The sequence below is a fragment of the Alkanindiges illinoisensis DSM 15370 genome (assembly GCF_000619845.1).
GTDB lineage: Bacteria > Pseudomonadota > Gammaproteobacteria > Pseudomonadales > Moraxellaceae > Alkanindiges > Alkanindiges illinoisensis.
In genome coordinates this window covers 45,384-70,548 of record NZ_JHUX01000007.1, presented here as the reverse complement: position 1 = coordinate 70,548, position 25,165 = coordinate 45,384, and the positions used below count along the sequence as shown (strand labels likewise).

Below are 25,165 nucleotides of genomic sequence, written 5' to 3'. Positions count from 1 at the left end.
CTCTTTATAACGTATTTGACTGTCAAGTTGTACCTAGAATGTTTTACTGATGCTCAGTTGTACCGTACCATCGCAGGCTTTTTTATCAACGCATTCACTGTCTTTTAGGCTGGTATCTACCCAGGCCAGTTCAGTAGTCAGGCCCTGCACACCAAAACTGGTGCCCAGCTTATAGTCGATATAGCTGTCATCGGTACTGGCCGTACCCAGCGCGCGGTTCATCATGCGGCTATTCTTGAACAGGTTATAGCCGACACCAGCCACCAGTCCAAAACCGGTATCCTTGATGGGTGCGGTATAATTGGCACTGAAATACCAGAAGTTATCGGACTGGTTAAAATAATCATTGGAATAATTTGCCCCAACCATCAGGTTATCTTCCTTGATCACGCTACCAGCAAGGTTTAAACGGCCAAACAGCTCATTATAGTCGGGCTGTTTGCTACCCGGCGCAGAATCGCCAGAGCCTGCATACATATAGCGGATATAGCCCACATCCAGTGTGGTATCACGGTTGGGAATCAGGTTGAGCTTGGTGGCATAACCCAGCACGCCGTCAATTTCTGCAGTACTGTTGCCGCTGACATTTGAGGCCCACAGACTGGCATATGTTCCTGACTCATGGTTAAAGTTAATGGCACCCTGAATGGCAGGATTATTACTGGTTTGCGAAATACCACGGAAACGGTAGTCGGTAGACAGCGTTACATTACCTGTGGTGGTTACACCCGGCACGGTAATCACATCGGCGGCCTGAACATGGCTCATCAGGGCCAAGATACAGCCTGTAACTGCAATTTGTTTTAATCCTTTCATCACATCACCCTTAAAATAGTTAACCCTAAATAAATGTATTCACTTTGCCAAATTCGCTGGCAATTAGTGTCGCTACATGGCCTCTGACAGGCAAAGCCTTACGCAGATTTTTCCGTGTTCGACATCGTTGTTAACTGATCATGCATAAAATTGTTTCCAAATGCTACAAGAAAACTTAATTCTGTATTTTTACTTTAGACTTTTGCGATTACACTTCTACTTAATCAATAAAAACCTCAAGATTTTATGCGGTTTTTTTATTCTTTTTTTCCATATACTGATTTTACGCCTCAAAATGGAGCATTAATTCACCATGATAGAGCAATTGCTTCAAGCCATTCTGGAACAGCTTCACGAACCCAAAGCCGATCTGGAAAAAAACCTGCGCGCCTTGTTATCCGAGATGATTACCCGTATGGATCTGGTTAGTCAGGAAGAATTTCTGCGCCAGCAAACCGCATTACTGAATGCCCAGAAAAATATTGCCAGCCTGTTAGTCGAGATTGAAACATTAACTGAAAAAGTTGCTTTACTGGAGAGCCCAGCCGCACCCTAACCGTGCACCTTGAGCTGTACAATCTGATTAGCTGTACAATTTAAGCTGCGTACTTTTTAATCAGTCCTTATTTAAAATCATTAAATTTTCAAAACAATAATTTAGGTTTTTCTATGTCATTTGCTGTTGTAACCTCCCGGGCAGCGCTCGGCCTGCATGCGCCTGAAGTTCAGGTTGAAGTGCATTTAAGTCAGGGATTACCTGCCCTCACCATCGTTGGCCTTCCTGAAGCTGCCGTGCGTGAAAGCAAGGATCGGGTGCGTTCTGCCATTATCAATAGCGGGTTTGAATTTCCCAGCCGTCGCCTGACTATTAATCTGGCGCCTGCCGACCTGCCCAAAGAAGGCGCCAGACTGGATTTACCGATTGCGCTGGGTATTCTGGCGGCTAGTGGCCAACTGGATGCTGATGCCCTGCATGACAAGGAGTTTGTGGGCGAACTGGCCTTAAATGGTGATTTGCGTCCAGTAATGGGTGTACTGGCTGTGGCCCGCGCCGCGCATCTGGCCAAACGGCCATTGCTGGTGTCTCATGGTAATGGCAATGAAGCCGCCAAGATTCCTGACGCACGGATTTATGCGGCAGGCACGCTTAAGCAAATTTGCGCCCATTTGCAGCAGGTGGAACAGTTAGCTCTCGTGCAGCACCAGCCACTTACCCAGCAGATTAACCTGCCGGATATGGCCGATGTGAAAGGCCAGCATCGGGCACGCCGCGCTCTGGAAATTGCAGCAGCAGGTGGCCATTCACTGCTGTTTTGTGGGCCGCCCGGTACTGGAAAAACTCTGCTAGCGTCACGTCTGCCCGGTATTCTGCCGCCACTGAATGATGAAGAAAGCCTGGAAGTGGCTAGCGTGTATTCTATTGCCAACCACGCTTTAAGTTTTGGCGAACGGCCTTTTCGTGCGCCGCATCATACGGCATCGGCAGCAGCACTGGTGGGTGGCGGTTCACAGCCACGGCCCGGTGAAATCAGTCTGGCGCATTATGGCGTGCTGTTTCTGGATGAGCTACCAGAATTTGACCGCAAAGTGCTGGAAGTATTGCGCCAGCCACTGGAATCCAAGGAAGTGGTGATTTCACGGGCAGCACGGCAAATTACCTTTCCGGCCAACTTTCAGTTGGTGGCCGCCATGAATCCCTGTCCCTGTGGTTATGCCTCGGATAGCAGCCAGCGCTGCAAATGCACACCGGATATGGTCAAGCGTTATCGGGGCCGTTTATCCGGACCATTGCTGGATCGTATTGATTTGCATATTGAAGTACCTGCCCTGCCGGCCAGTGATTTGCAATCCCGAACTGCGGGCGAAAGCTCAGCCAGTGTACGTGCCCGGGTGATTGCAGCACGCCAACGTCAGATTCAGCGGCAAGGCCTAAGTAATGCAGCCTTAAATCCGCAATTGCTGGATCAGTTTGCAGTACTGGGTGAGCCTGAGCAAAAAATTATCCAGCTGGCGCAGCAACGCCTGAACCTGTCAGCACGTGCCTATCACCGCATCTTGCGGGTTGCACGCACCATTGCCGATCTGGCAGGCAGTGAGGTGATTGCCAGCAGTCACCTGACCGAAGCCTTAAGTTACCGGGGACAGGGCTAATACTGCAAAATCTGAAACCAGAAGCATTCCCTCATGCAATAAAAAAGAGCTGATTATTCAGCTCCTTTTTATTGCAGTTTTAAAAATTTAATGGCTTAGAACGTATAGCTTGCGCCTAGTACCACTTTGTTTTTCTGTTTGCTTTCATCACGTGCATAACCGCCAATCAGATAATCCAGACTCATGGTCGCGCCAGTTGCACCCAGTGGATGACTTAAACCCAATGTGGCATGACGGAAAGCAAAGTCTGTGGTGGTCGGGCCGGTAAACTCATCATCATCACCATAGTAATAAGCGGCCAGCTGTGCCTTACCAGTAAAGCCACCGGGTAATGCAGGGGCATAGGTAGCAAGGAAATATGTATCGCCCTTATTCCCGAAGGTCACATTGTTCAGCAGGGTTTGTGCGCTGATGCTGAATTCCTTGTAGTTCAGGCCCAGCATGGTTTCATAACCGGTAGATTCCCAGCCCGGATAGTAGTAATAAATCGTACCACCCACGGTATACCCCACATCTTCAGTCAGCTTGCCTTTAAAGCCACCGTAAAAGTCATTTTCAAAAGATTTGGTAGTACATTTTGTTCCTACACAACCAGGTTGCAATCCTGCGTATGAATACCCCAGGGTTGAAAACCAGTAACCTAAATAAAAGCCGCTGTCATGGCTATAATCCAGACCACCCTGTACTGCAGCATTGTCATTTTCTGGACCCCATGGTGCTGTGGTAATACCACGCAGGTTATAATTGGATACAACGCCTACGTTGCCAGTTACTGTTCCCGGAAATGGCAAAGGTGTTGTTTCAGCAGCAACTGCATTGCTTAAACCGCTAACCACTACCACAGAAGCTACCAGAGTTTTTAAACCAAATTTCATTGTGCACGCTCCCCAAGAACGATCTATGTTTTAAAGTGACGACGCTGTCATATTTCCTTAATACAATTGGCGTGCCAACCTTTGCTTTTTTAATTAAGTATATGAAATATAATTATTATTTTTATATTTATAATTTTTTATAAGCAAAAATCTGGTTACAAGTTAGTCGATCATCTTGGTGCGTTTTTAAAAAAGATAAAAAGGAACGCCTTAAAACAGGGCGTTTTTTAATCCATCTCCATTAGGGTTTAAAAATATATACCCATAAAAAAATCCGTCCCAGCTAGCACAACATAGGGACGGATTTTAAGATTGTCTACTGCTTATTTTTTAGCGGCTTCAATGGCTTTTAATACTTCAGCCTTGGCCACGTCACTACCTTCCCAGCCACTGATTTTTACCCACTTGCCCGGCTCAAGGTCTTTGTAGTGGCTAAAGAAATGTTCAATTTGCTTGATCAGCAGTTCTGGCAGGTCCGTGTATTCCTGCACGTTTTTATAAAGCGGAGTCAGTTTTTCATGCGGCACGGCAACCAGCTTGGCGTCAATGCCACCGTCATCTTCCATTTTCAGCTTGCCAACCGGACGGCAGCGGATTACCGAACCTGCAACCACTGGATAAGGCGTTACCACCAGAACATCAAGCGGGTCGCCATCTTCAGACAAGGTGTTTGGCACATAGCCATAGTTGGCCGGATAAAACATGGGCGTGCCCATGAAGCGGTCAACAAACAGCGCATCAGAATCCTTGTCAATTTCATACTTGATCGGATCATGATTGGCAGGAATTTCAATGATCACATAGATATCATTGGGTGCATCTTTACCGGGAGGAATGTTGTTGTAGCTCATAGGATCACTCTACTGCAAAAGGGTGGTTTAAAAAACGTGGCACATTATAGCCCTAAGTTGACTCATCCGGCATCCATTGCAGCAGACATTGTGACGGATCATACCAAAAATGCCTGACAGGAGAGCTATAGGCCGGGCTATCACTTCTGGATCAGATGCGTGCCGTCAATAACAGTAAAAGTACCGGACATGCCATCGACAGCAACCAGAGAATACTACGTAGCGTGGCCCAGTTGGCCAGATAGGCACAGCCATACAATAGTCGTAGCACCAGATACGCAATGCTCAAATTAAAGGTAATGGCTGTCGGTACCACCAGATACTCTGCCAGCAGCACACTGGTCAAAAACAGCGGCAGGCTTTCAAAGCTGTTGAGCTGTACTGCATTGGCACGCGCAGCCAGCCCTGTGGTTCGTGCCATAAATTCGCGTGGCTGCTGGTTATCCTTGAGAGTAAACCCGCCACTTAGCTTGGCAATCCATGCAAATACATAAGGCAGCAAACACGCTGCCAAAATGACATAAATAAGGGAATTGATTGAACTCATTGGCTGTTGTTAAAATTTAAAAAAACAGCACAACCTTAGCATAAGAATTTCTATAATAATGTGATTTTTTAGCCAATCAGGTCAATTTTTAATTGCAGATTTCCTGCTGGCTCGTTACCTGCTCACTTCCTATTTTTATTGTATGGGTTGTCTTTGTATGCCTGATCCTGCTCACCCGCACTCCCCGGATTCTGATCCAATACATCAGAACTCGCTTCATACTGCATTGGCACAGCAACAGCAGCATGAGAAACGCCTGAATAAACTCACCATAGTTGCAGCTATTATTCTGGCATTGATCATTAGTGTCATGGCTGCCAACCAGAATTTATATTCACTGCTGGCCACCTTTATGGTTACTGGCCTGTTCTTGATTCTGTCCAGTGTTTATCAGCGCTCACTGTTGCTGTTATTACCCTTGGTGCTAGTTTTTTGCCTGACCGATAACTTCATAAGCCATCACTTGCAATTCGATCACGGGCATTTGTTTTTGCAACTGGTTGCAATAGGTAGTTTTACTGCGTTGTTCCGCTTATCCCGGCCTTATTTGGTTAAGCTGATGCAAAAATTTTAAGGGCCATTAACCTTTTAAAAGTTTATTTTCAGCATTTAGGTATAAAAAAGCAGCCCATCAGGACTGCTCTTTTGTTTACATGACTGCAAAAATCTTATTTGCGCAGGTCTTTACGCAAGATTTTGCCCACGTTGGATTTTGGCAACTCGTCGATGAATTCAACGTATTTTGGCTGTTTATAGCCAGTCAAATTCTGCTTGGTGTAAGCCAGCACTTCATCAACGGTAAGGCTTGGGTCTTTTTTCACAATGAACAGCTTGGGCACTTCACCGCTTTTGGCATCTGCCACACCAATGGCCGCGGCTTCCAGCACCTTAGGATGCTTGGTAACCACTTCTTCAATTTCACTAGGATAGACGTTAAAGCCAGACACCAGAATCATGTCTTTTTTACGGTCTACAATTTTAACGTAACCGTTTTCATCCATCACGCCAATGTCACCCGTGCGGAAATAACCATCGGCAGTCATCACCTTTGCGGTTTCATCAGCACGCTGCCAGTAGCCTTTCATGACCTGTGGGCCACGAATGGAAATTTCACCCTGTTCGCCCAGTGCTACCGACTTGCCATCGTCATCCAGAATTGCAACATCGGTTGATGACAAGGGAATACCAATGGTTCCGGTGTACTTGGTAATGGAAGGCGGGTTAGCCGTTGCTACCGGAGAGGTTTCAGACAGGCCATAGCCTTCCACAATCGGACGGCCCGTAATTTGCTGCCAGGCTTCAGCAGTTGATGGCAGTACTGCCATGCCACCACCCATCGCCACTTTCAGCTTGCTAAAGTCCAGTTTCTGGAAGTCGGCATTGTTGACCAGTGCGTTAAACAGGGTATTCACTGCCGGGAAGAAAGCCGGTGGATATTTGGCCAGTTCCTTAACCAGCCCAGGAATGTCACGCGGATTTGGCACCAGAATGTTGGTAGCGCCGGTGTACATACCAAACATGGCACAGACCATGAAGGCAAAAATATGATACAACGGTAGCGCGCACAGGATATTGTTTTGCTCAGCAGTTGCGCCTTCATCAAAGGCACTCTTGAAAATGGCTTCAACCTGTAACAGGTTGGCAACCAGATTGCTGTGAGTCAGCTCGGCACCTTTTGAAACGCCAGTGGTACCGCCGGTATATTGCAGCACGGCAGTGTCATCAAGGCTCATGACCGGACGCTTGTAACGATTGGCGCTAAACTTGTTCAGGGCAGCCTTAAACGGTACATGATTCTTGATGTTCCATGCTGGAACCTGTTTGCGTACATGGCGCAGTACCATGTTGACAATCAGGCCTTTTACCGTACCCAGCAAATCGCCCACACCAGTCACAATGGTATGTTTTACCGGTGTGTTGTTCTGGATTTCCGAGAAAATATGCGCAAAGTTTTCAACAATAATCAGGACTTCTGAGCCGGAATCCTTAAGCTGGTGCTCAAGCTCACGCGCGGTATATAACGGGTTAACATTAACCAGCACATAACCGGCACGCAGGATGCCAATGGCAGCTACCGGATATTGCAGCACGTTGGGCATCATCACTGCTACACGTGCACCCTTGCTCAGGTTCAGGGATTGCAGGTAGGCCGCAAATTTGCGGCTGGCATTATCAAGTTCAGAAAAGCTCATGGCTTTATCCATACAGATAAAGGCATCGCGTGAACCGAATTTCTGAAAGTTTCGTTCAAACACGTCAACCATTGAGGTGTTATTTGCCGGCATAACGATTTGTTCTGGAATACCTGCCGTTTTGTACGTCTTGTACCAAATATGATCCATGTTGAAAAACGCTCCTGTGTGCATCGGTTATCACTAGCTTAGGCTAAGGTTATCATAAGATATTTAATTAGGGTTAAACCAAGTTAGTGTCAATTAGTCAAGAAATGTTTTGACCACAACTGGCTGGCTTAAGCTCCTGTTAATATTTTCATGTTTTAACAGATTAAAGGGGCTTTCGCCCCTTACCCCTCTTACGGCCAAATTGTACGCATGCCAGCAACTTTTTGGTAGCCTCGCGGCAGTAAATGACCGCGCAAACCACGCTTGCCGATATAGTGCGCCAAATCAGCTCCTTTTAGCGTCAGGGTGCGTGAACCGGCTTCAATGGCAAGGCTGCTTTGCGCATTCAAGACCACCATGGTTTGTACGCGCTCACCGGATTCCAGTGCAATCAGTTTGTTACCTTTACCCTTGCTCATTACAGGCAAATCCGCCAGTGTAAAAATCAGCAAACGACCACTGGAGGATAGTACGGCAAGCTGGTCGGCCTGCGCAGGCACCTCAAGCAATGGCAACAGTTCACTGTCCTCACTCAGGTTTACCAGCGCCTTGCCGGCCTTGGCATTGGTATCCAGATTGGCAATGCTGCTGGCAAACCCATAGCCCTGACTGCTGGCCAGAATAATCGACTGCGTTTCCTCACCCATGATCAGGTCAATAAAACGGCTACCTGCGGGTGGATTTAGCCGTGTGGTGAGCGGTTCACCCAGACTGCGTGCTGATGGCAAGGTGCTGGCTGCCACTGCATAGCTACGTCCAGTGCTATCCAGCAAAAATACCCGCTGGTTGGACTTGCCTGCACAATGCGCCAGATACTGGTCACCAGCACGGTAATTCAGATTCGTTGCATCAATGTCACCTTTGGCAGCACGAATCCAGCCAGCTTGCGACAACACCACGGTAATGGCTTCGGCAGGAATCAGGTCACTTTCCTTGAGCGCAGTGGCTTCCTCACGCTGCACAATCGGTGAGCGGCGCTCATCCCCATGCATTTTGGCATCGGCCTGTAGTTCGTCAATAATCAATGATTTCAACGATTCCGGGTTTTCCAGTTGCTCACGGATTTTGCTGGCCTGTGCAGACAGCTCATCCTGCTCGCGGCGAATTTCCATTTCTTCAAGACGGGCCAGGTGGCGCAGTTTCAGCTCCAGAATGGCTTCGGCCTGAATTTCATCAATCCCAAAATGCTGCATCAGCACCGGCTTGGGTTTGTCTTGCTCGCGGATAATCCTGATTACTGTATCAATATCCAGATAGGCAATTAAAAGACCGGCCAGAATGTGCAGGCGGCGCTCAATTTTATCCAGCTGGAAACGCAGACGGCGCTTCACTGTATCCTGCCGGATTGCCAGCCATTCCAGCAGAATTTCACGAATGGACTTGACCTGTGGGCGACCATCCTGCCCGATCATGTTCAGGTTCACCCGGTAGCTGCTTTCCAGATCGGTGGTGGCAAACAAATGGCTCATCACTGCATCGGCATCCACGCGATTAGAGCGCAGTTCAATCACCAGACGCGTTGGGTTTTCATGGTCAGATTCATCACGTAAATCGGTGACCAAGGGCAGTTTTTTGGCCTGCATCTGGTCGGCAATCTGGGTCAGAATCTTGTTGCCGGAGACCTGATACGGCAGTGCTGTAATAATGATCTCGCCTTTATCCACGTGGTATACAGCACGCATGCGATAGCTGCCACGGCCTGTGGTCTGGATTTTAAGCAACTCATCCGGGCTGGACACAATTTCAGCCTGCGTGGGCAAGTCCGGTCCTGGAATAAAGCCAGCCAGCTTTTTATCCGTCAGCTCAGGATTCTTGAGTAAGGCAATGGTGCCCTTGACCACTTCACGCAGGTTGTGCGGCGGAATATCAGTGGCCATGCCCACTGCAATACCAGTGGTGCCATTCAGTAAAATATTCGGTAAACGCGCTGGCAGGGTGACTGGTTCTTTCATTGAACCGTCAAAATTGTCCTGCCACTCCACCGTGCCCTGACCCAGTTCACTAAGCAATACCTCGCTGTAAGCTGACAGCTTGGCTTCGGTGTAACGCATGGCCGCAAAGGATTTTGGATCATCCGGTGAGCCCCAGTTACCCTGCCCGGAAATGAGGGGATAGCGATAGCTAAACGGCTGTGCCATTAGCACCATGGCTTCATAGCAGGCACTGTCCCCATGCGGGTGATATTTGCCCAGTACATCACCCACCGTGCGTGCCGATTTTTTGGGTTTGCCACTGCTTTTTAAGCCAAGTTCGCTCATGGCATACACAATGCGGCGCTGCACTGGCTTTAGGCCATCAGAAATATGCGGCAGTGCGCGATCCATAATCACGTACATGGCATAGTTGAGATACGCCTGTTCGGTAAACTCGGCAACCGAACGGTTTTCTGTCGCATTTTGCACAAAACTAGTCATAGTTTATTGATAACCTTAAGATTAAGGACAGTTAGCAAGTGAAATTAAGTTTTATTACTTGCTTTATCCTGTATCCGTCAAACAAGCTTGCTGGACGTTAGATATCGAAATAACGCCCAGATTAAGATTAAATTTAAAACACCGAGAACATGGCCAAACCAGCGCAAACCCGGGTCTGTTGTTCTAGACTGAAAATAACCAGCACTAAATCCTAGGCAGACAATTGGAACAGCTACCAGAATCAGTAGAAACTGCACGCTGTTATCGCCACTTCTTCCAATTAAGGAATTCTTATACATGGCAGTCAATTCAGGAGATATTTTTGGTAACTCACCGGATTCAAATATCGCACGCATGATTCCAAAGTAGCCAATAAACAGCAACATACATCACAGTGGAATAATGAGACCAAGCCATGCACTATTCATGCTGTTTCCTACATGGATAGTACAGATATAGCAAACTTAACTGGCCAGTTCCTTGCTCATTTTGGCACCATGCTGGCGTAACAGCTCCAGCGTGGCGCGTTCTTCCGGTAGCGCATCCGCCCAGTCAATCTGGTCAAAGTCGCAGTCAAAAAACAGGTCGCTGATGGATGACAAAATAGTCAGGCCTTCATCATCCCGGGTGTTTGGATCAACCTCATGCGCCAGCAGGATTTTAACTACTGGTTCACAGGCAGCACTGGCTGCATCCCAGAGTGGGCCATATAACTCTTCGCTGTCCCACAAATGTAAATTGGCGCCTGCTGCAATCAACGCCTGCAAAATATCAATATACGGCTTTAGCTGTGCCTGTTTTTCTGCTTCGCTCAGCGGATGGTTGGCCTCATGCGCATCGCAGATATTTTCCCACCAGCGAAACAACTGATCGCACAGTTTGGATACGGGCGGCCCGACTTCTTCATCAACAAAATTGGGATCAACCTGCTGTAACAACTGCTGCACCTGGGCAACGTCCAACTCATCAATGGCTTGTAATAATGCTTTTTGCTGTGGATTTAACATGGTTTCTCGATCCAGATATTATAGCGACAGCTTAACAGGCTCGGGCGTCTCTGACAAAAAAGCCCGACATGATTTGACGGGCTTTTGTACAGTTTATTCCTGCTCTGGCACCAGTTCTTCCCAGTTTGGCCGGGTTTCATGGCGATGGTCGTTGAGTTTATCCAGGCTATGCTCAAACATATGATGCAGTTTTTCAATGGCGCCATCGAGTGCCAGATCAAGGCTGGAAGCCTTATTGGTCACTGCCATGGGTTTTAGGCCAGCCGCACGTGCTTCAATAGCACAGCGCTTGTCCTGATCGCCCCCTTTGTCGGCATTTTCATCACTAAAATGCACTTCAATATGGGTTACTCGTTCACTGTAGCGACTAAATTCGCTTTTAAGCTGGTCACGCACATAATCAATCATTCGTGCTGTGCCTTCAATATGGTTATCTGTACGAACTTCAATATTCATAATCTAAGGTTCCTCACTTGCATTATACGCCTGACTATCAAGACGCTAAGTTTTTGGCTTGACTGCCCTGCACCATAATGGGCAAAGAACTGCTGAACATACCAGCATCGTGTAAAAAGGCTAGTAAAGCATTCATGCGCACGTTCTTTTTCAGGCAGACAATAACCAAGGCCCTTGTTCGTTTTAATACGAGAACACTTTGAAGATAGCATGGAAAAACAGGACCACCAGCGGGATTTAGATGAATTTCACCATTTGAAACAAATTAACGAACATTAAGTACAGCTTTATAAAATAGAAAAATTATTAATGCAGAACTAAGGAAAAATTAAGAATAAAGGCCCAACTTAAACAAAATTTTTATGAGTTATCATGATAAGCAGACATGATGACAGCTTGACGTCCAATACATCCCATTATTGTACCTGACAAGCAGACACAATAATGGAATAATGGGATTTTACGGACAATTTAAAACAGCTTATAAGGCTGCCACATCGGCCAGATTACCTTTTTCTTCCAGCCAGACCTTACGATCTGCAGCCCGTTTTTTGGCCAGCAACTTGTCCAGTAGTCCCGCCGTATGATGGCTATCATCCAGATCCAGTTGTACCAGACGGCGGGTGTTTGGGTCCATTGTGGTTTCGCGCAGTTGCAGCGGGTTCATTTCACCCAGACCCTTAAAGCGGGTAATCTGGGGTGTGCCACGGCTCTTGATTTTCTTGAGGATTTGCTCAAGCTCTGCATCATCCAGTGCATAATGCACCTCTTTGCCCGCATCAATCCGGTATAAAGGTGGCATGGCAACAAACAAATGTCCTTCTTCTACCAGGGCCGGAAAATGCCGTACAAACAAGGCACACAGCAGCGTGGCAATGTGCAAGCCATCCGAATCCGCATCCGCCAGAATGCAAATCTTGCCATAACGCAATTCAGACAGGTCATCACTGCCTGGGTCAACCCCAATGGCAATGGCAATATCATGCACTTCCTGTGAGGCCAGTACCTCATCAGACGATACTTCCCAGGTGTTTAAAATCTTGCCCCGCAGTGGCATGATGGCCTGAAAATTACGGTTACGCGCCTGCTTGGCACTTCCGCCTGCCGAATCACCTTCTACCAGAAACAGCTCGGTTTCCTCACGGGTAGCACCGGCACAATCCGCCAGTTTGCCGGGAAGTGCAGGTCCCGAGGCTATTTTCTTGCGCTCAACCTTTTTGGCGGCCTTTAAACGGCGGCCTGCCCGGTCAATAGCCAGCTCAGCCAGTTGAGTTGCCACTTCGGGATTCTGGTTAAGCCACAATGAAAAGGCATCTTTGGAAATATTCTGCACAATGCCAGCAGCTTCACGGCTGGACAGGCGCTCCTTGGTTTGCCCGGAAAACTGCGGCTCCTGAAACTTGAGCGACAGGATAAAATTCACGCCATCCCACACGTCATCCGCAGCCAGCTTTAAATTACGCGGTAACAGGTTGCGCAGCTCGCAAAATTCGCGTAGTGCATCAGCAATGCCGGAGCGCAAGCCATTGACATGCGTACCACCTTGCGCCGTGGGAATCAGGTTGACATAGCTTTCCTGTACACTATTTTGTAAAGAGCCGCCACCCTCGGCATTCCAGCAAATGGCAAACTCACAATGTGCACGCTCCACGCTAGCCGTGGCCACAAAAGGCTCAGCGGGAATAATTTCCCGGCCATCCAGCTCATCCTTTAAATAGTCCAGCAGGCCATTTTCAAATTGCCAGACCAGGGTTTCACCACTGTCTTCATCATGAAAACTGACTTTTAAGCCAGCCGACAGCACAGCCTTGGCCTTTAACGCATGCTTGAGCGCGCGCAGCGAAAATTTGGGACTATCAAAATATTTGGTTTCCGGCCAGAAACGTACCATCGTTCCCGTCTGGCGCTTGGGCACGGCTTTTTCCTGTACCTTAAGCCCGTCCAGCGGCACACCCTGTGCAAACGCCATGCTATATAAATTGCCTTGCCGTTGCACCTGTACTTCAACCCGGGTGGATAGGGCATTGACCACTGAAATACCCACGCCATGCAAGCCACCGGAAAACTGGTAATTATCGGTAGAAAACTTGCCGCCCGCATGCAGCCGGGTCAAGATAATCTCAATGCCGCTCTGGCCATATTCCGGGTGAATGTCCACCGGCATGCCACGGCCATTGTCCTGCACGGATAGCGAACCATCCTTGTACACCACCACGGTTACTTCATTGGCATGACCCGCCAGCGCTTCATCCACCGCATTATCGATGACTTCCTGCGCCAAATGGTTGGGGCGTGAAGTATCGGTGTACATGCCGGGGCGACGGCGCACCGGATCAAGGCCGGACAATACCTCTAGCGACTGCGCAGTATATTGACTCACGTTATTCACTTCCCATTATAAAGTCATTGATTAACTGTTTTCTTTCATCCAAGGTTTTACGCTGGCTGACCATTAAAATGCTATAGCCACTGTGTGTATATTGCTTATTGACCAATCGACGCAAAGCACAGGATTCATGCAAAAACAAATGACGAAAAAAACTATTAATATCAACTAAAACATACAACATTAAATTAATAACACATCCAAAGCTCAGGCCTGCTCATGAATGCGCAAGCCGTCTTTTGGATAAATATCTGAATGAACATGAGTGCCTGTATAGCAGTTTATGCCTCAAGCAAGCTGGCGCAAATCATGACCCGTGACAAACTCTAGCACGCGGTCATGCTGACGCAGGGCCTGCATACTGCCATAGCCCCAGCTCACTGCACCAAATGCCATATTGGCCTGTGCTGCTGCCTCGGCATCGGTTTCCTGATCGCCAATATAAATGGCATGCTGGGCTGCAATGCCGGTTTTCCTTAAAATCTTTTTCAAATGCGCGGTCTTGCCAAAAATCGACATGCCGCAATGCACCTGACCAAACAGGGCAAACAGTTCAGCCCCTAAAATGACAGCCACGTTTTCCTTTGAGTTGGATGACACAATGGCCAGCCGCACACCTGAGCTGGCCAGAAACTTCAAGCTGTCGCTAATGTGTTCAAACAGTTCAATCTGGTGCGCATTGCGCCGCATACGCCGGATAAAGCCGCGCGATACCAGCGGTAGTTTCCAGGCTGCCATGTTCACATGCTGCATAATCTGGCGTGGTGTGGCATGACGCAAAGTTTCAATCTCGTGCATTTCAATTTTTTTGAAACGATACTGCTCAGCCAGCTCGTTAAACACACTGGCAAAAAATGGAAATGAATTGGCTAGCGTGCCATCAAAATCAAAAATAGCCAGTTGGTACTTTGCGCGTTGCATGCGGTGTGCAGCCTGAGAATGAATCACGCCATTAGCGATCAAACAAGAAATTAATGATGAGCGGAATTTTGCTGTCCATATCATGCATAAAATGGTCACCGCCCGGCTCTACAATCAGCGCACTCTGGGCCTCATCCTGACTGAAATAACTTTCAGCCTCACGGTAATCCAGTACTTCATCCCCCTGCTTGAGCAGCACCAGAATTCTATCTGGGCTAGCAGGTACAGGCTGATACAATGCCTTTAGGTCTTCCAGCTGGTCCGGGGTAACGACCCAGCCAGTTTCAGTATGATGCTCGGTTTCACCCTGCGCAAAGAACCGTTTGAACCGTTCAAATGGTCGCACAGATGGATTAACAAGAACAGCCCGCACCGCATGCTTTGCGACACAAGCTGTCGCATAAAAGCCACCAAGGCTGCTGCCCACCAAACCGGTGTGGGCGTCCTGAGCAATAGCCTCATCCAGCAGTTGCATAACCTGCTGTGGGGGCAGATTCAGATCGGGTCGAACCACCCTGATTTCTGGTCGGTGGGTTTTACACCAGTCTTCCAGCATTTGACCCTTGGCAGATGCCGCATTGCTGTTGAGTCCATGAATGTAAATCAGTTGCATAAAAATGGCCTATCCGGCAAACACATCAAATCGGGCCTAAATTGTACGCGTGTTAAAGTTATGCGCAAGTCTGATACGTTCTGTGTAAAGCGTATAACAAGAGGCGATACTGCCTAAGTTACACTTAAGTTATGTAACAAAATTACTTTTTGACCACTAAGTGCTTTTACTTTCAAACATTTTTTTACGTACTGCTCAACTATTTCAGGATATAGGTAGTAGTAGGCATTTTAGTGTAAAAAATCGGCAATTGGCTAAACTGCTTTGAAAATAAGCCAGAATGAGCATTTTGGCCAATTATTGTACTAAAGTAGATATTGACACCTTTAGTAATCAAGAGTAAACATCATGTAACAGCTTGTAATAGCTATGTCACCCAACTGTGACCCACTGCTTAATCGCACAGGAATAAAGTCGATTTAGCGAATAAACGGAGGATGCCGCATCATGCCTAGCTTAACCCCACTTCATGAAAACTACTGCAAGTTTGACCGTAGTCCTCCGTCACAGGCCGATTTTCTGGAAGGTCTGTCACAGCTGGCCACGTCGAGTGTGAGTGGTGTGGCCGAGCTGGTGCAAGAAATCCATCGTGAAATTTTCCTGCAATATTTTTCCTTAACCACCCGGCAAGCCAATTTTATCTGGGATAACGGCATTACCAAGCGGGTGTATAATCTTAGCCAGCGCGTCATGCAACAATATGGTAAAGGTCTTGCCATCAGCTTGCGCGGCCTGAACCGTTATTTTCCGGTATTGCATGAAAAACCCCTAACACCACTGATGCATTTTATAGCCAATGCGCTGAATGGCGTGCTGGGTGATTACATGCTTCAAAGTCACAACCCGCTGGCATTGCCCATGGTGCTGTATGACCGTTATGGCCAGTTGCAGCGCGGCGAACTTTCCGGACGGGTAATTATTCTAGTACATGGCCTGTGCATGAACCACTTAAGCTGGGCACCGGGTGAAAGCAGCGGACTGGGTGAACATATCCTCTATCACCAGCAACAAGCCAATGTGCTGTACCTGAACTACAACACTGGACGCCGTATTTCGTCCAATGGCCGTTCATTTTCCAATGTGCTGGAAGACCTGATTAAACGTAATCCGCGTATTACCACCATTGACCTGATTGGTCATAGCATGGGTGGGCTGGTGTCACGTAGTGCGCTGTTTTATGGCAAGCAAAGTGCCTATAACTGGATTAACTACGTTGAAAATCTGGTGTGCATTGGTTCACCGCATCAGGGTGCAGTATTGGAACGCCTGGGCTTTATGTTTCAGGAAAAAATCGGTAAGGTGCCGTTTGCCAGTGTACTGGCGCAGCTTGCCAATATGCGCAGTGCCGGGATTATTGACCTGCGTCATGGCAGTGTGCGTGATGACGACTGGGAACATCTGGATGCCAAGATTGGCCAGATGGACGATTGCCGCAAGCCTGCGCCGCTACCTTCCCGCGTAAATACTTATTTGATTGCCGGAACGCTGGAACGTGAATCGTCAAGCTCCAAGACCCTTGAAGCCATTGGTGACTATCTGGTGAGCGTCAAAAGTGCACTGGGAGACCATCCGCATCCGCAGTTCCGTTTAAAAGTGCCTGAAGACCATAAAGCGGTATTTTATGGCCTAAACCATTTTGAGATTCAGCATCATCCCCGTGTACGTGAGCAAATTATTGCCTGGCTGTATCCGAATGCCAGCCAGGTGCGCGATCCAAGCCAGCGCATCGAAACTATTGTGGATTAGGTGCAGACTAGGTACACGCTAGATTTTTGGTAAAAAATCACTAAAAAAGGACGCATCAGGCGTCCTTTTTTATTTCAGGGTTTACGTATTTTAGTCCGGCACCAGCGCCCGTGACTAGCGACGCACCAGTTGCCATAGGTTCAGCAGCAATAATCCGCTAAAAAACACCAGTGCCCAGGTCGGCAGCGATTGCCCCAGAAACGTCCAGTCAATGGCGGCACACTCGCCCGAACCATGCAGTACCTTTTGCACCACATCCCTTAACGGGAAGGTATCCAGCCAGTAATCAAGGCCCGGCCCGCAGGCAGGCACATCTTCCGGTGGCAGGTGCTGCAGCCACACATGCCGCGTTGCCACTGCAAACGACCAGCTAATGGATAGCGTGGCTAACAGTGCATAGCTACGGCGTACCCAGAGTTTTGCCGGATTATGAATAAAGGCAATCAGTGAAACCAGCCCCATGCCCATCAGGCCAACACGCTGGAAAATGCACAGCGGGCAAGGCTCCAGCATTTGATAGTGCTGCAAATACAGGGCAAACGCCATACCAGCCACACTGGCCAGAAACAGGATCAGACTGACCACACGGTAGGTTAACCTCATTAAACATGCTCCTTGGGCGATGTTGCTGATACTGCATGATTCTGGCGATAAGGCGCAAGATAAGTTTTAAAGTCGCCCTGATCCTGCTGTTCCAGTTGCGCCTGTGCCTGCCACGACTGCTCGGCAATCTGGCTAAAATACTGTTGCTGCTCCGGCGGCAATTGCTGCTCACCCTGCTGAGTGGCATAACGGCTGGCCAGTGCATGGCCAAAGCGCCACGATCCCCCAGCTGTGACCGTATCACTAAGCACTTGGGCGGACAGCGTATGTTCAACATGCTCCAGGCGCTTGCTCATCACCTGTAGTGCTGCCTGATAAATAGGCTGCGCCGTTGTTTCATCCAGCATGCGGGCAATGGCCTGCATGTGTTCCAGTTGCTGGCGTGCCCATGGCTTGAACAGGTATTCGCCTTCCGGGGTATTTAAGCTCAGGTTCACATTACGGCCCTGATCCACCACTTTAATCAGGTTGTGATCAATACAGTCCTGCTCGCTGTCATTAATCGCCGGACTCTCCTGCAGTAAAGCATATAACGCCACAACTTCCAGAAAACAGGCACTGGTCAAATCAATCCCAATGTCGCTATACGGGTTAATATCCACGGCGCGCAGTTCAATATAGGCTACGCCACGATTTTTGAGGGCCTGGGCTGGTGTTTCGCCAGACTGGGGAATTTGCTTGGGCCGGATTGGGCTGTAGTATTCATTTTCAATTTGCAGCACATGATCATTGATTTGCAATGGCTCACCGTTTTCATCATCCAGACCTAGCTCACTAAAGGCCTGATACGGCGTATGAATGGCCTGCTCAATGCCACGGATGTAATCCTGCATATTGTTATAGTGAATGCCCAGGCCGCGCTGTGCACTGTTCTGGTAGCCTAGCCGTCCCATGCGCAGGGCGGTGGCTTCCGGCAGGTACATGGTGCCGCTAACCAGTGGTTGCAGATGATGCTGGCGGCCTGACAAAAAGCAGGCACAAACCGAGGGACTGGCACCCAGTAAATATACCACCAGTGGCGCCAACCGCAGGAAATTACGGATCAGGCCAAAATAACGCTCACTGCGATAGTCCTGCAAACTCAGCTGCTGTAATTCAGGTGCGGTACTGCTGTGTTGCTGCCATGCCGTAAAAAGCTGATCGGGGAATGACACGTTATAATGAACCCCGGCAATGGTTTGCATGCGGCGTCCATAACGTATGCCAAGTCCACGGCGGTACAGGGTTTTAAACTGACCCAGATTCGAGGACCCGTATCTGGCCAGTGGAATATTGTTTTCATCCTTGTCCAGCATACAGGGCATGGACAATGGCCACAGGGTTTCCCCTTCCGGCAGATTTTGCTGCACCACCACATGCAGCTGGCGCAAAAAATCCAGCGCCTGTTGCGGATGACTCACAGGTGGCGTAATCAGCTCAATCAGCGCTTCTGAATAGTCGGTGGTGATATGCGGATGGGTTAATGCCGAACCCAGTGCGCGTGGATGATCGGTTTGCGACAAAAAACCATTGGCCTGCATGCGCAGCGATTCTTTTTCAATGCCGCGCTGCATGCCTGACAAGTGATCAGGTGTTAACCACGCTGGTACATTAAACTGGGTTAACAAGTCCGGGTTACGCATTCATTTTACTCACTGGGCCAGCAACATCACTTTGCATATCAATTTATTGTGCAAAGCAAGACATAGCGATTTTGCCTTTTATTGGCTTAAAACGCATGATTTTTGATGTGAAAAAAATAGCTTTTTTTCGGCTTTTTCATCATGGATACGGATTTAAGCTCGTTTTTTGCCATCTTTGTACTTTACAGTAGGGGCTTCATTGAATGAATGGGCATATTCCATGACGCCGCAGCAGGTTTTAAACTTCTGGTTTGAACAGAGCACCCCCGCTCAATGGTTTGAAAAAGATGAGCGATTTGACCAGCAAATTCAGCAGCAATTTGGTAAATGGCATGCCCATGTTGCTGCTGCTGAAGCTTATGCATGGCGCAGCAGTAGCGAAGGCCGTCTGGCTGAAATCATTGTGCTCGACCAGTTTTCCCGTAACCTTTACCGAGATCAGGCGGCTGCCTTTGCCTGTGATCCCATGGCGCTGGTGCTGGCACAGGAAGCCATTGCACAAGGTGCCGACCAGCAGCTAAGTCCGGTGCAGCGTTCATTCCTCTACATGCCTTTCATGCACAGTGAATCGCGACTTATCCATGAAAAAGCACTGGATTTGTTTACCCAACTGGGCATTGAAAACAACCTGAAATTTGAAAAACTGCATAAAGCCATTATTGATCGTTTTGGCCGTTATCCGCACCGGAACGCTGTGCTGGGCAGAACATCCACCCCTGAAGAACTGGAGTTTTTAAAACAGCCTAACAGTTCGTTTTAACTTAATTTTTTCTGACCATGCAACCATGAAGCCATTATGAAGCATTTCCTACACTGCTTATACAGCGTGGTTTTCTCTGCTGCGCTGCGCTGCTTTATAATGTGCTGATGCCAAGCGCATAATCCATTATTGTGCACATTGAGCCTGCGGTAAGACTTGTTCACTGGCTGGGAGCCTACCTATGCGTGCCATCTTCATTAACCTTGCTGTGTCTGGTTTGGCAGCCTTGCTGCTGAGCGGTTGTGTCATGGCACCTTCCCAGCCCCGCAGCTTTGCCAGTCTGGGTCAGTTTGAGCAATATCAGCTAAATACAGCCATTTACCGGGTTCGTTTTACCGGTGACCCAGACATGAGTGCGGCAAGTGCCGAGGAAATTGCCCTGCTCAAGGCTGCCAAAACCACACTGGATGCCGGTTACCGCTACTTTATGGTACTGGATCAAGGTAAGTCAGCTCCTCGTCGCCGTGCTGTGGTTTATCCTGATCCCTTTCCCGGCTGGGGCGGCCCGTTATGGCATGGCCCGCACCGTGCACGCTGGCCTTATTATGGCAATGGCTGGTATGGTCCCGGCTGGAATGATCCATTTTATGAAGGCGTGGTATATAACCTTGATCCAGTGGAAGTGAGCTATACCATCAAGTGCTCCAATACCGCTTCGCAAAAGGGTGAAGAATTTGATGCCCGGCTGATTATGACTTCACTAGGACCGAAATATTATCTGAATGCTGATGGCACGCCGCGCGTTATTGTACAGTCCACCGTTCAAAAGCCTTAACCAGAAGCGCTACCTTTATTATTCTCAGGCACGTTATATGAACCAGTTTAACCTTGATGATCACCCCTATGTGGCCCTGTGTGATTTGTTAAAAATAGAAGGTTGGTGTGACAGCGGCGGCGCAGCAAAAACCGCCATTGAACAATGTCTGGTTAAAGTGGACGGTCAGATAGAAACCCGCAAGCGTTGCAAAATTACTCGCGGGCAAATCGTCAGTTTTGCAGGCCAGCAATTGGTGGTGGTCTAGTCCTGCTATATTTCAAGCCAGTTGCAGTTAACTCAGTAGTGAGCAGATATTGACTCAACCATTAGCAACCCAAATTCATTATTTAATAAATGCCACCTGCTTGCGCTCAAGCAGAGCTTGTAATTTCACCAAAATCTTTTAATTTTCATCAGTAACTTTAACTCCCTGTCTTATGGGTAGCACCCAGTTGTGCCATGATCACGCCACCCAGAATCATCAGTGCACCCATGCTGTGATAGCTGTACCAGTGTTCATTCAGATAAAACACAGCAATGGTCGCCGTTAATAAGGGTGTGAGGTTAATAAAAATACTGGTGCGGCTTGGGCCAATCAGCTGGATAGACTTTACCCAGACCAGCGGAGCTACCAGCGATGGCAAAGTGCCTGCGTACAGCACTAGCCAGATATTTTGCGCAGTAATGGGTGAAAATCCGTCATACAGCACAAACGGAATATGAAACAGCATGCCAAAGCCAATTTGCAGATAAATATTGGTGAGCAAATCCAGCGGTAATTGCCACCAGCGGGTAAATACGCCATAAGCTGCATAACAAAACACTGCCAGCAGCATGAGCAAATCACCCAGATGGAAACTGCTCAAATGCCCACTAATGATGTCTGACAAGTTGCCCTTGGCAATGAGCACCATGATCCCGGTTAGCGAAATAATCCCACCCATAATGGCAAATAGCGTGGGTTTTTCACGCAGCAACACTGCTGCAATGGCAATGGTAAATAGCGGAATCATGGCATTTAAAATGCCAATATTGGTGGCCGAGGTGGTATGCGCAGCCTCATAGGACAAACCCTGATACATCAGCATGCCTAGCAAACCCAGCACAGCCAGTTTAGGCAGATAAGGCCAGATCAGTTGCCGCTGTCGCCACACTTTTGGCAACACAAACGGACTCAGCAGCACAAACGCCAATACCCAACGATAAAAACTGATACTCAGTGCAGAGATTGCTCCCACTGCCAGCTTGGTGACGATCACATTAACTGACCAGATCAGCACCGCCGCCAGCGGCAGCAAATACACATAGGCATGCTGTTGTGGCAATTGACTGGATGTGGAATGTGATGAAGCCATTGTGCTGTTCCTTTGATTAACGCCCATTCATAGTTTAGCGAAGGTCGTATTGTCACCCTAGGCTTTAAAGCAGACATTTATACTGAATTTCGGACAGTTTGCCTTAAAGATGACTTTTAAAAGGGGGTTTTAAATTGCAGTTATCAATCCGGTGTATTGCAACACTTTTTGGAAATTCTTATTGTTGACCACTACTATTTGAACGGCATCTGCCATGAGCTATAACCGCCAGCCGCCCATTCATGTCGATTGTATTATTCATCAATATGCACAAAATGCCGTGATTGAAGCGCATTGTGTGCCGTGGGGTGAGCTGAATTTTGCCCTGCATGGTGTAATCAACCTGCATGCTGAAAATACCGATTACATTTCGCCGCCGCAATATGCCATCTGGCTGCCACCCAACACAGCCCACAGTGCGCATAGTCAGGCCAATACCCGCTATATCACGCTGGTGATTGCGCAGGAATATTGTGCTGTATTGCCAACGGGCATCAAACTTATTGAAATTAGTCCAATACTGCTCAGCATTGTGCATGACTTTATCAGGCGTGATATTCGTCGACCTGAAACCCCGGCTGACCAGCGGCTTGCCCAGGTGCTTATTGACCAGATTCAGCAGGCGCGCTGCTATGACCATTACCTGCCGTGGTCTTATCATGCCAAACTGGAACCTGTGTTACGGCAAATTCAACAACAACCGGGCAGTCTAGTTACCCTACAACAATGTGCTGAACTTGCAGGGCTTTCCGAGCGTCATTTATTGCGTTTAAGCCAGCAGGAACTGGGCATGAGCCTGAACGAATGGCGCAGCCGGGCCAAGCTGCTGGTTGCTATTGACCTGCTGGAAAAACAGCACAGCATAAAAAGCATTGCACACTATCTGGGTTATCAATCATCCTCGGCATTTATTGGCATGTTCCAGCGCATGACTGGAAAAAGCCCCAGCCATTTACGCAGGCATTGCTAATCAAACTGGATTTTTTCATTTTTAACCTCACAGATTAATTTTTAAAATGAAGAAACGTTTTACAAAACAATAAAATTATATTGTGCAAAATTTAATTTTTAGCAATATAATTAATAAAATTTAAAAAGTCTTCCATCATGACTGACTCTATATCGTGTCCTACCGAAGAACTTTCATTATCTACCGAGTTGTCACAGCCTGAGGATATGCTGCTGCTGGATCGCCAGGTTTGTTTTCCGCTATATGCCGCATCAAATTTGTTGAACCGGCTTTATCGTCCGGTGCTGGCACAGTTTAACCTGACCTACCCGCAATATCTGGTGATGCTGGTACTGTGGGAAAGCTCGCCCTGTACAGTGGGTGAACTGGGGCAAAAACTGTTTCTGGACAGCGGCACACTTACGCCCTTGCTTAAACGACTGGCTACTAATGGACTGGTTGACCGCCAGCGTGATCCTCAGGATGAACGCCGGGTATTGATTATACTCACCCAACAAGGTCATGCCCTTAAACAGCAAGCCGCTATTATTCCCGAAACGCTGGCCAGTCAACTTCAACTATCGACTGAACAACTCGATCAGTTACGCAATCAGGTTCAACATATGGTGGCACTCATGTCACATGCCTTGAAGCCTGAACAATCCCAATCTTTACTTTAATGTCCCACCACGCTCTCAAAAGGAACCCTCATGTCCCAATCTATTTATGATATTCCGGTAAAAACCATCGAAGGTGAAAGCATTAACCTGAACCAGTATGCTGGCAAGGTACTGCTGATTGTCAACACAGCATCCAAGTGCGGCTTAACGGCCCAGTATGAAGGACTGGAAAAACTGTATCAGGCCAAAAAAGATGATGGTCTGGAAATTCTGGGTTTTCCCGCCAATAACTTTAAAGGCCAGGAACCGGGCACCGATGAAGAAATCAGCAGCTTTTGCAGCCTGAACTATGATGTGCATTTTCCACTGTTTTCCAAAATTTCAGTGACGGGCGACGACCAGCATCCGCTATATGCCCAGCTCACCAAAGCCCAGCCGCAAACAACTGGTGAAGGCTCTATGCGTGAACGGCTAAAAGGGCTGTCGATTGAAACCACTGAAGCGCCTGAAGTGCTGTGGAATTTTGAGAAGTTTTTAGTCAATAAACAAGGTGAAGTGGTTGCGCGTTTTGCACCGGATATCACTGCTGATGATCCGCGTATTGTTGAGGCCATCAACGCTGAACTAGCGAAATAAATCATCCAATATAGCTATTGTTCAAATACGATTTTAAAAGCATGAGGGCTTTGACAACGCCCTCATGCACTTTTTAGCTACTTATTATAATAGTTGAGCCAACCGCTAGCCTTTAATTAAGGCTGAGGCTTGCTGCATTTACCCATTTGAGCCAAAGAAAGCTTTTGAAGTTCCGCCTTACCAGTTTGTTCATCCACCAGCTTAAGATTAGCACCACCCACAAATGCACCGATTTTAATATATTGCTGAACAAAGTAATTTTTTCCAGCTTCTGTTTTCACGGTTAGCTTGTTGGCAGAAAACTCGGATTCCGTAGCCAGTTCATGATCACGGTTACCCTCTACTTCTTTGTAGAAAAATGTACCCCGCGCTGATTCACCCAGACACTCCCCATCTACCCAAATATCTTTTTTCAGGGCTGCACCTACCGGAGAATTAGTGCGATAAACATAAAGACCCGCTTTACCACCGGTTGGTGCATTTAACTGTTTGGCCTGACTGGACAGCGTGTTATCTGCCATTGGTACAGAAGCACAACCTGTAAATAAAATGGTAGCACCCATGAGTAATAAAAATTTTTTCATCATTTACTGCTGTTGTTAGAAATTGGAACACCATTATAAGTATTATCCATTGTTTTTTATACAAATTTATGAATGTCTCTATAGTTTAATTAAAGAGATTTTTATAAATGATTGGAGAAAAACAGTTATGGAATATAGTTTTCACTTTATGGTT

The 25,165-nt window shown here is 47.8% G+C and carries 24 protein-coding genes and 1 pseudogene; 10 read left to right on the top strand and 15 right to left on the bottom strand.

Annotation, left to right across the window (positions count from 1 at the left end; all coding sequences use genetic code 11):
* Window positions 1-33: 33 nt before the first annotated feature.
* Window positions 34-816 carry a TorF family putative porin gene (locus Q337_RS0111420; protein WP_034280170.1) on the bottom strand — a complete coding sequence of 261 codons (783 nt, stop codon included), beginning with the start codon at window positions 814-816 and terminating at the stop codon, window positions 34-36.
* A gap of 313 nt (window positions 817-1,129) precedes the next feature.
* On the opposite strand from Q337_RS0111420, the gene Q337_RS0111415 reads away from it, so the two are divergent.
* The gene (locus tag Q337_RS0111415) at window positions 1,130-1,372 is read left to right on the top strand and encodes an accessory factor UbiK family protein (RefSeq protein ID WP_026471697.1); all 243 of its coding nucleotides are present in this window, start codon (window positions 1,130-1,132) and stop codon (window positions 1,370-1,372) included.
* Between the two features lie 113 nt (window positions 1,373-1,485).
* The gene (locus Q337_RS0111410) at window positions 1,486-2,967 is read left to right on the top strand and encodes a YifB family Mg chelatase-like AAA ATPase (RefSeq protein ID WP_026471696.1); all 1,482 of its coding nucleotides are present in this window, start codon (window positions 1,486-1,488) and stop codon (window positions 2,965-2,967) included.
* 95 nt (window positions 2,968-3,062) lie between these two features.
* Here the strand turns inward: Q337_RS0111410 and Q337_RS0111405 are convergent, their stop codons facing one another.
* The 3 genes from Q337_RS0111405 to Q337_RS0111395 all read right to left on the bottom strand — a co-directional run bounded on the left by Q337_RS0111405 (window position 3,063) and on the right by Q337_RS0111395 (window position 5,240).
* Entirely contained in the window at window positions 3,063-3,842 is a 780-nt protein-coding gene (locus Q337_RS0111405) for a TorF family putative porin (protein ID WP_026471695.1), read from the bottom strand.
* A gap of 323 nt (window positions 3,843-4,165) precedes the next feature.
* A complete protein-coding gene (ppa, locus tag Q337_RS0111400; protein ID WP_026471694.1) occupies window positions 4,166-4,693 on the bottom strand; it encodes an inorganic diphosphatase in 528 nt (175 codons plus the stop codon).
* 151 nt (window positions 4,694-4,844) lie between these two features.
* Complete coding sequence (locus Q337_RS0111395) at window positions 4,845-5,240, bottom strand: MAPEG family protein (RefSeq protein ID WP_026471693.1); 396 nt, start codon at window positions 5,238-5,240, stop codon at window positions 4,845-4,847.
* A gap of 157 nt (window positions 5,241-5,397) precedes the next feature.
* Here Q337_RS0111395 and Q337_RS0111385 point away from each other — a divergent pair, with 157 nt between their 5' ends.
* The gene (locus Q337_RS0111385) at window positions 5,398-5,814 is read left to right on the top strand and encodes a hypothetical protein (protein WP_156935785.1); all 417 of its coding nucleotides are present in this window, start codon (window positions 5,398-5,400) and stop codon (window positions 5,812-5,814) included.
* 94 nt (window positions 5,815-5,908) lie between these two features.
* On the opposite strand, the gene Q337_RS0111380 is transcribed toward Q337_RS0111385, so the two are convergent.
* The 7 genes from Q337_RS0111380 to Q337_RS0111335 form a co-directional block, all read right to left on the bottom strand.
* The gene (locus Q337_RS0111380) at window positions 5,909-7,582 is read right to left on the bottom strand and encodes a long-chain-fatty-acid--CoA ligase (RefSeq protein WP_026471691.1); all 1,674 of its coding nucleotides are present in this window, start codon (window positions 7,580-7,582) and stop codon (window positions 5,909-5,911) included.
* 191 nt (window positions 7,583-7,773) lie between these two features.
* Entirely contained in the window at window positions 7,774-9,996 is a 2,223-nt protein-coding gene (gene parC / locus Q337_RS0111375) for a DNA topoisomerase IV subunit A (RefSeq protein ID WP_026471690.1), read from the bottom strand.
* A 464-nt stretch (window positions 9,997-10,460) separates the two neighbouring features.
* A complete protein-coding gene (locus Q337_RS0111365; protein WP_026471688.1) occupies window positions 10,461-11,003 on the bottom strand; it encodes an ankyrin repeat domain-containing protein in 543 nt (180 codons plus the stop codon).
* Window positions 11,004-11,096: 93 nt separating this feature from the next.
* Window positions 11,097-11,459, bottom strand: a complete 363-nt coding sequence (locus tag Q337_RS0111360) for an HPF/RaiA family ribosome-associated protein (RefSeq protein ID WP_026471687.1) — start codon at window positions 11,457-11,459, stop codon at window positions 11,097-11,099.
* 481 nt (window positions 11,460-11,940) lie between these two features.
* On the bottom strand, window positions 11,941-13,839 hold the full coding sequence (gene parE / locus Q337_RS0111350) for a DNA topoisomerase IV subunit B (RefSeq protein ID WP_026471686.1): 1,899 nt from the start codon (window positions 13,837-13,839) through the stop codon (window positions 11,941-11,943).
* A gap of 294 nt (window positions 13,840-14,133) precedes the next feature.
* Entirely contained in the window at window positions 14,134-14,766 is a 633-nt protein-coding gene (locus Q337_RS17585; RefSeq protein ID WP_034280164.1) for an HAD hydrolase-like protein, read from the bottom strand.
* A gap of 31 nt (window positions 14,767-14,797) precedes the next feature.
* On the bottom strand, window positions 14,798-15,379 hold the full coding sequence (locus Q337_RS0111335; protein WP_026471684.1) for a YqiA/YcfP family alpha/beta fold hydrolase: 582 nt from the start codon (window positions 15,377-15,379) through the stop codon (window positions 14,798-14,800).
* A gap of 447 nt (window positions 15,380-15,826) precedes the next feature.
* On the opposite strand from Q337_RS0111335, the pseudogene Q337_RS0111330 reads away from it, so the two are divergent.
* A pseudogene (locus Q337_RS0111330) lies at window positions 15,827-17,080 on the top strand (alpha/beta fold hydrolase); the annotation flags it as partial.
* A 159-nt stretch (window positions 17,081-17,239) separates the two neighbouring features.
* On the opposite strand, the gene Q337_RS0111325 reads toward Q337_RS0111330, so the two are convergent.
* Window positions 17,240-17,728, bottom strand: coding sequence for a disulfide bond formation protein B (locus Q337_RS0111325; protein ID WP_026471682.1), 489 nt, complete (start codon window positions 17,726-17,728; stop codon window positions 17,240-17,242).
* On the bottom strand, window positions 17,728-19,350 hold the full coding sequence (gene gshA, locus Q337_RS17580; RefSeq protein ID WP_051526827.1) for a glutamate--cysteine ligase: 1,623 nt from the start codon (window positions 19,348-19,350) through the stop codon (window positions 17,728-17,730). The genes Q337_RS0111325 and gshA overlap by 1 nt, the downstream gene beginning before the upstream one ends.
* Before the next feature lie 220 nt (window positions 19,351-19,570).
* Here gshA and Q337_RS0111315 point away from each other — a divergent pair, with 220 nt between their 5' ends.
* From Q337_RS0111315 to ybcJ, 3 genes are all read left to right on the top strand, one after another.
* The gene (locus Q337_RS0111315; protein ID WP_026471681.1) at window positions 19,571-20,110 is read left to right on the top strand and encodes a DUF924 family protein; all 540 of its coding nucleotides are present in this window, start codon (window positions 19,571-19,573) and stop codon (window positions 20,108-20,110) included.
* 181 nt (window positions 20,111-20,291) lie between these two features.
* A complete protein-coding gene (locus tag Q337_RS17575; RefSeq protein WP_051526826.1) occupies window positions 20,292-20,885 on the top strand; it encodes a CC0125/CC1285 family lipoprotein in 594 nt (197 codons plus the stop codon).
* Between the two features lie 37 nt (window positions 20,886-20,922).
* Window positions 20,923-21,132 (top strand): ribosome-associated protein YbcJ, encoded by a 210-nt coding sequence (gene ybcJ, locus Q337_RS0111305; RefSeq protein ID WP_026471680.1) that lies wholly within the window; start codon window positions 20,923-20,925, stop codon window positions 21,130-21,132.
* 157 nt (window positions 21,133-21,289) lie between these two features.
* Here ybcJ and Q337_RS0111300 read toward each other — a convergent pair whose 3' ends face one another.
* Window positions 21,290-22,222, bottom strand: a complete 933-nt coding sequence (locus tag Q337_RS0111300) for a DMT family transporter (protein WP_034280159.1) — start codon at window positions 22,220-22,222, stop codon at window positions 21,290-21,292.
* Between the two features lie 214 nt (window positions 22,223-22,436).
* On the opposite strand from Q337_RS0111300, the gene Q337_RS0111295 reads away from it, so the two are divergent.
* The 3 genes from Q337_RS0111295 to Q337_RS0111285 all read left to right on the top strand — a co-directional run bounded on the left by Q337_RS0111295 (window position 22,437) and on the right by Q337_RS0111285 (window position 24,427).
* Window positions 22,437-23,192, top strand: coding sequence for an AraC family transcriptional regulator (locus Q337_RS0111295; protein ID WP_026471678.1), 756 nt, complete (start codon window positions 22,437-22,439; stop codon window positions 23,190-23,192).
* Between the two features lie 206 nt (window positions 23,193-23,398).
* Window positions 23,399-23,851, top strand: coding sequence for a MarR family winged helix-turn-helix transcriptional regulator (locus Q337_RS0111290; RefSeq protein ID WP_034280156.1), 453 nt, complete (start codon window positions 23,399-23,401; stop codon window positions 23,849-23,851).
* A 30-nt stretch (window positions 23,852-23,881) separates the two neighbouring features.
* The gene (locus tag Q337_RS0111285) at window positions 23,882-24,427 is read left to right on the top strand and encodes a glutathione peroxidase (RefSeq protein ID WP_026471676.1); all 546 of its coding nucleotides are present in this window, start codon (window positions 23,882-23,884) and stop codon (window positions 24,425-24,427) included.
* 116 nt (window positions 24,428-24,543) lie between these two features.
* On the opposite strand, the gene Q337_RS0111280 is transcribed toward Q337_RS0111285, so the two are convergent.
* Complete coding sequence (locus Q337_RS0111280) at window positions 24,544-25,014, bottom strand: DUF2846 domain-containing protein (protein WP_026471675.1); 471 nt, start codon at window positions 25,012-25,014, stop codon at window positions 24,544-24,546.
* Between the last annotated feature and the right edge of the window lie 151 nt (window positions 25,015-25,165).

Bases quoted from the DNA above. Each gene is read 5' to 3' on its own strand.
- Q337_RS0111415 (WP_026471697.1), top strand. From the start codon at position 1,130: ATGATAGAGCAATTGCTTCAAGCCATTCTGGAACAGCTTCACGAACCC.
- ppa (WP_026471694.1), bottom strand. From the start codon at position 4,693: ATGAGCTACAACAACATTCCTCCCGGTAAAGATGCACCCAATGATATC.
- Q337_RS0111325 (WP_026471682.1), bottom strand. From the start codon at position 17,728: ATGAGGTTAACCTACCGTGTGGTCAGTCTGATCCTGTTTCTGGCCAGT.
- Q337_RS0111420 (WP_034280170.1), bottom strand. From the start codon at position 816: ATGAAAGGATTAAAACAAATTGCAGTTACAGGCTGTATCTTGGCCCTG.
- parC (WP_026471690.1), bottom strand. From the start codon at position 9,996: ATGACTAGTTTTGTGCAAAATGCGACAGAAAACCGTTCGGTTGCCGAG.
- Q337_RS0111360 (WP_026471687.1), bottom strand. From the start codon at position 11,459: ATGAATATTGAAGTTCGTACAGATAACCATATTGAAGGCACAGCACGA.
- gshA (WP_051526827.1), bottom strand. From the start codon at position 19,350: ATGCGTAACCCGGACTTGTTAACCCAGTTTAATGTACCAGCGTGGTTA.
- Q337_RS0111365 (WP_026471688.1), bottom strand. From the start codon at position 11,003: ATGTTAAATCCACAGCAAAAAGCATTATTACAAGCCATTGATGAGTTG.
- Q337_RS0111385 (WP_156935785.1), top strand. From the start codon at position 5,398: ATGCCTGATCCTGCTCACCCGCACTCCCCGGATTCTGATCCAATACAT.
- Q337_RS0111290 (WP_034280156.1), top strand. From the start codon at position 23,399: ATGCTGCTGCTGGATCGCCAGGTTTGTTTTCCGCTATATGCCGCATCA.
- Q337_RS0111335 (WP_026471684.1), bottom strand. From the start codon at position 15,379: ATGCAACTGATTTACATTCATGGACTCAACAGCAATGCGGCATCTGCC.
- Q337_RS0111405 (WP_026471695.1), bottom strand. From the start codon at position 3,842: ATGAAATTTGGTTTAAAAACTCTGGTAGCTTCTGTGGTAGTGGTTAGC.
- ybcJ (WP_026471680.1), top strand. From the start codon at position 20,923: ATGAACCAGTTTAACCTTGATGATCACCCCTATGTGGCCCTGTGTGAT.
- Q337_RS0111295 (WP_026471678.1), top strand. From the start codon at position 22,437: ATGAGCTATAACCGCCAGCCGCCCATTCATGTCGATTGTATTATTCAT.
- Q337_RS0111380 (WP_026471691.1), bottom strand. From the start codon at position 7,582: ATGGATCATATTTGGTACAAGACGTACAAAACGGCAGGTATTCCAGAA.
- Q337_RS0111280 (WP_026471675.1), bottom strand. From the start codon at position 25,014: ATGATGAAAAAATTTTTATTACTCATGGGTGCTACCATTTTATTTACA.
- Q337_RS0111300 (WP_034280159.1), bottom strand. From the start codon at position 22,222: ATGGCTTCATCACATTCCACATCCAGTCAATTGCCACAACAGCATGCC.
- Q337_RS0111285 (WP_026471676.1), top strand. From the start codon at position 23,882: ATGTCCCAATCTATTTATGATATTCCGGTAAAAACCATCGAAGGTGAA.
- Q337_RS0111315 (WP_026471681.1), top strand. From the start codon at position 19,571: ATGACGCCGCAGCAGGTTTTAAACTTCTGGTTTGAACAGAGCACCCCC.
- Q337_RS0111395 (WP_026471693.1), bottom strand. From the start codon at position 5,240: ATGAGTTCAATCAATTCCCTTATTTATGTCATTTTGGCAGCGTGTTTG.
- Q337_RS17575 (WP_051526826.1), top strand. From the start codon at position 20,292: ATGCGTGCCATCTTCATTAACCTTGCTGTGTCTGGTTTGGCAGCCTTG.
- Q337_RS17585 (WP_034280164.1), bottom strand. From the start codon at position 14,766: ATGCAACGCGCAAAGTACCAACTGGCTATTTTTGATTTTGATGGCACG.
- Q337_RS0111410 (WP_026471696.1), top strand. From the start codon at position 1,486: ATGTCATTTGCTGTTGTAACCTCCCGGGCAGCGCTCGGCCTGCATGCG.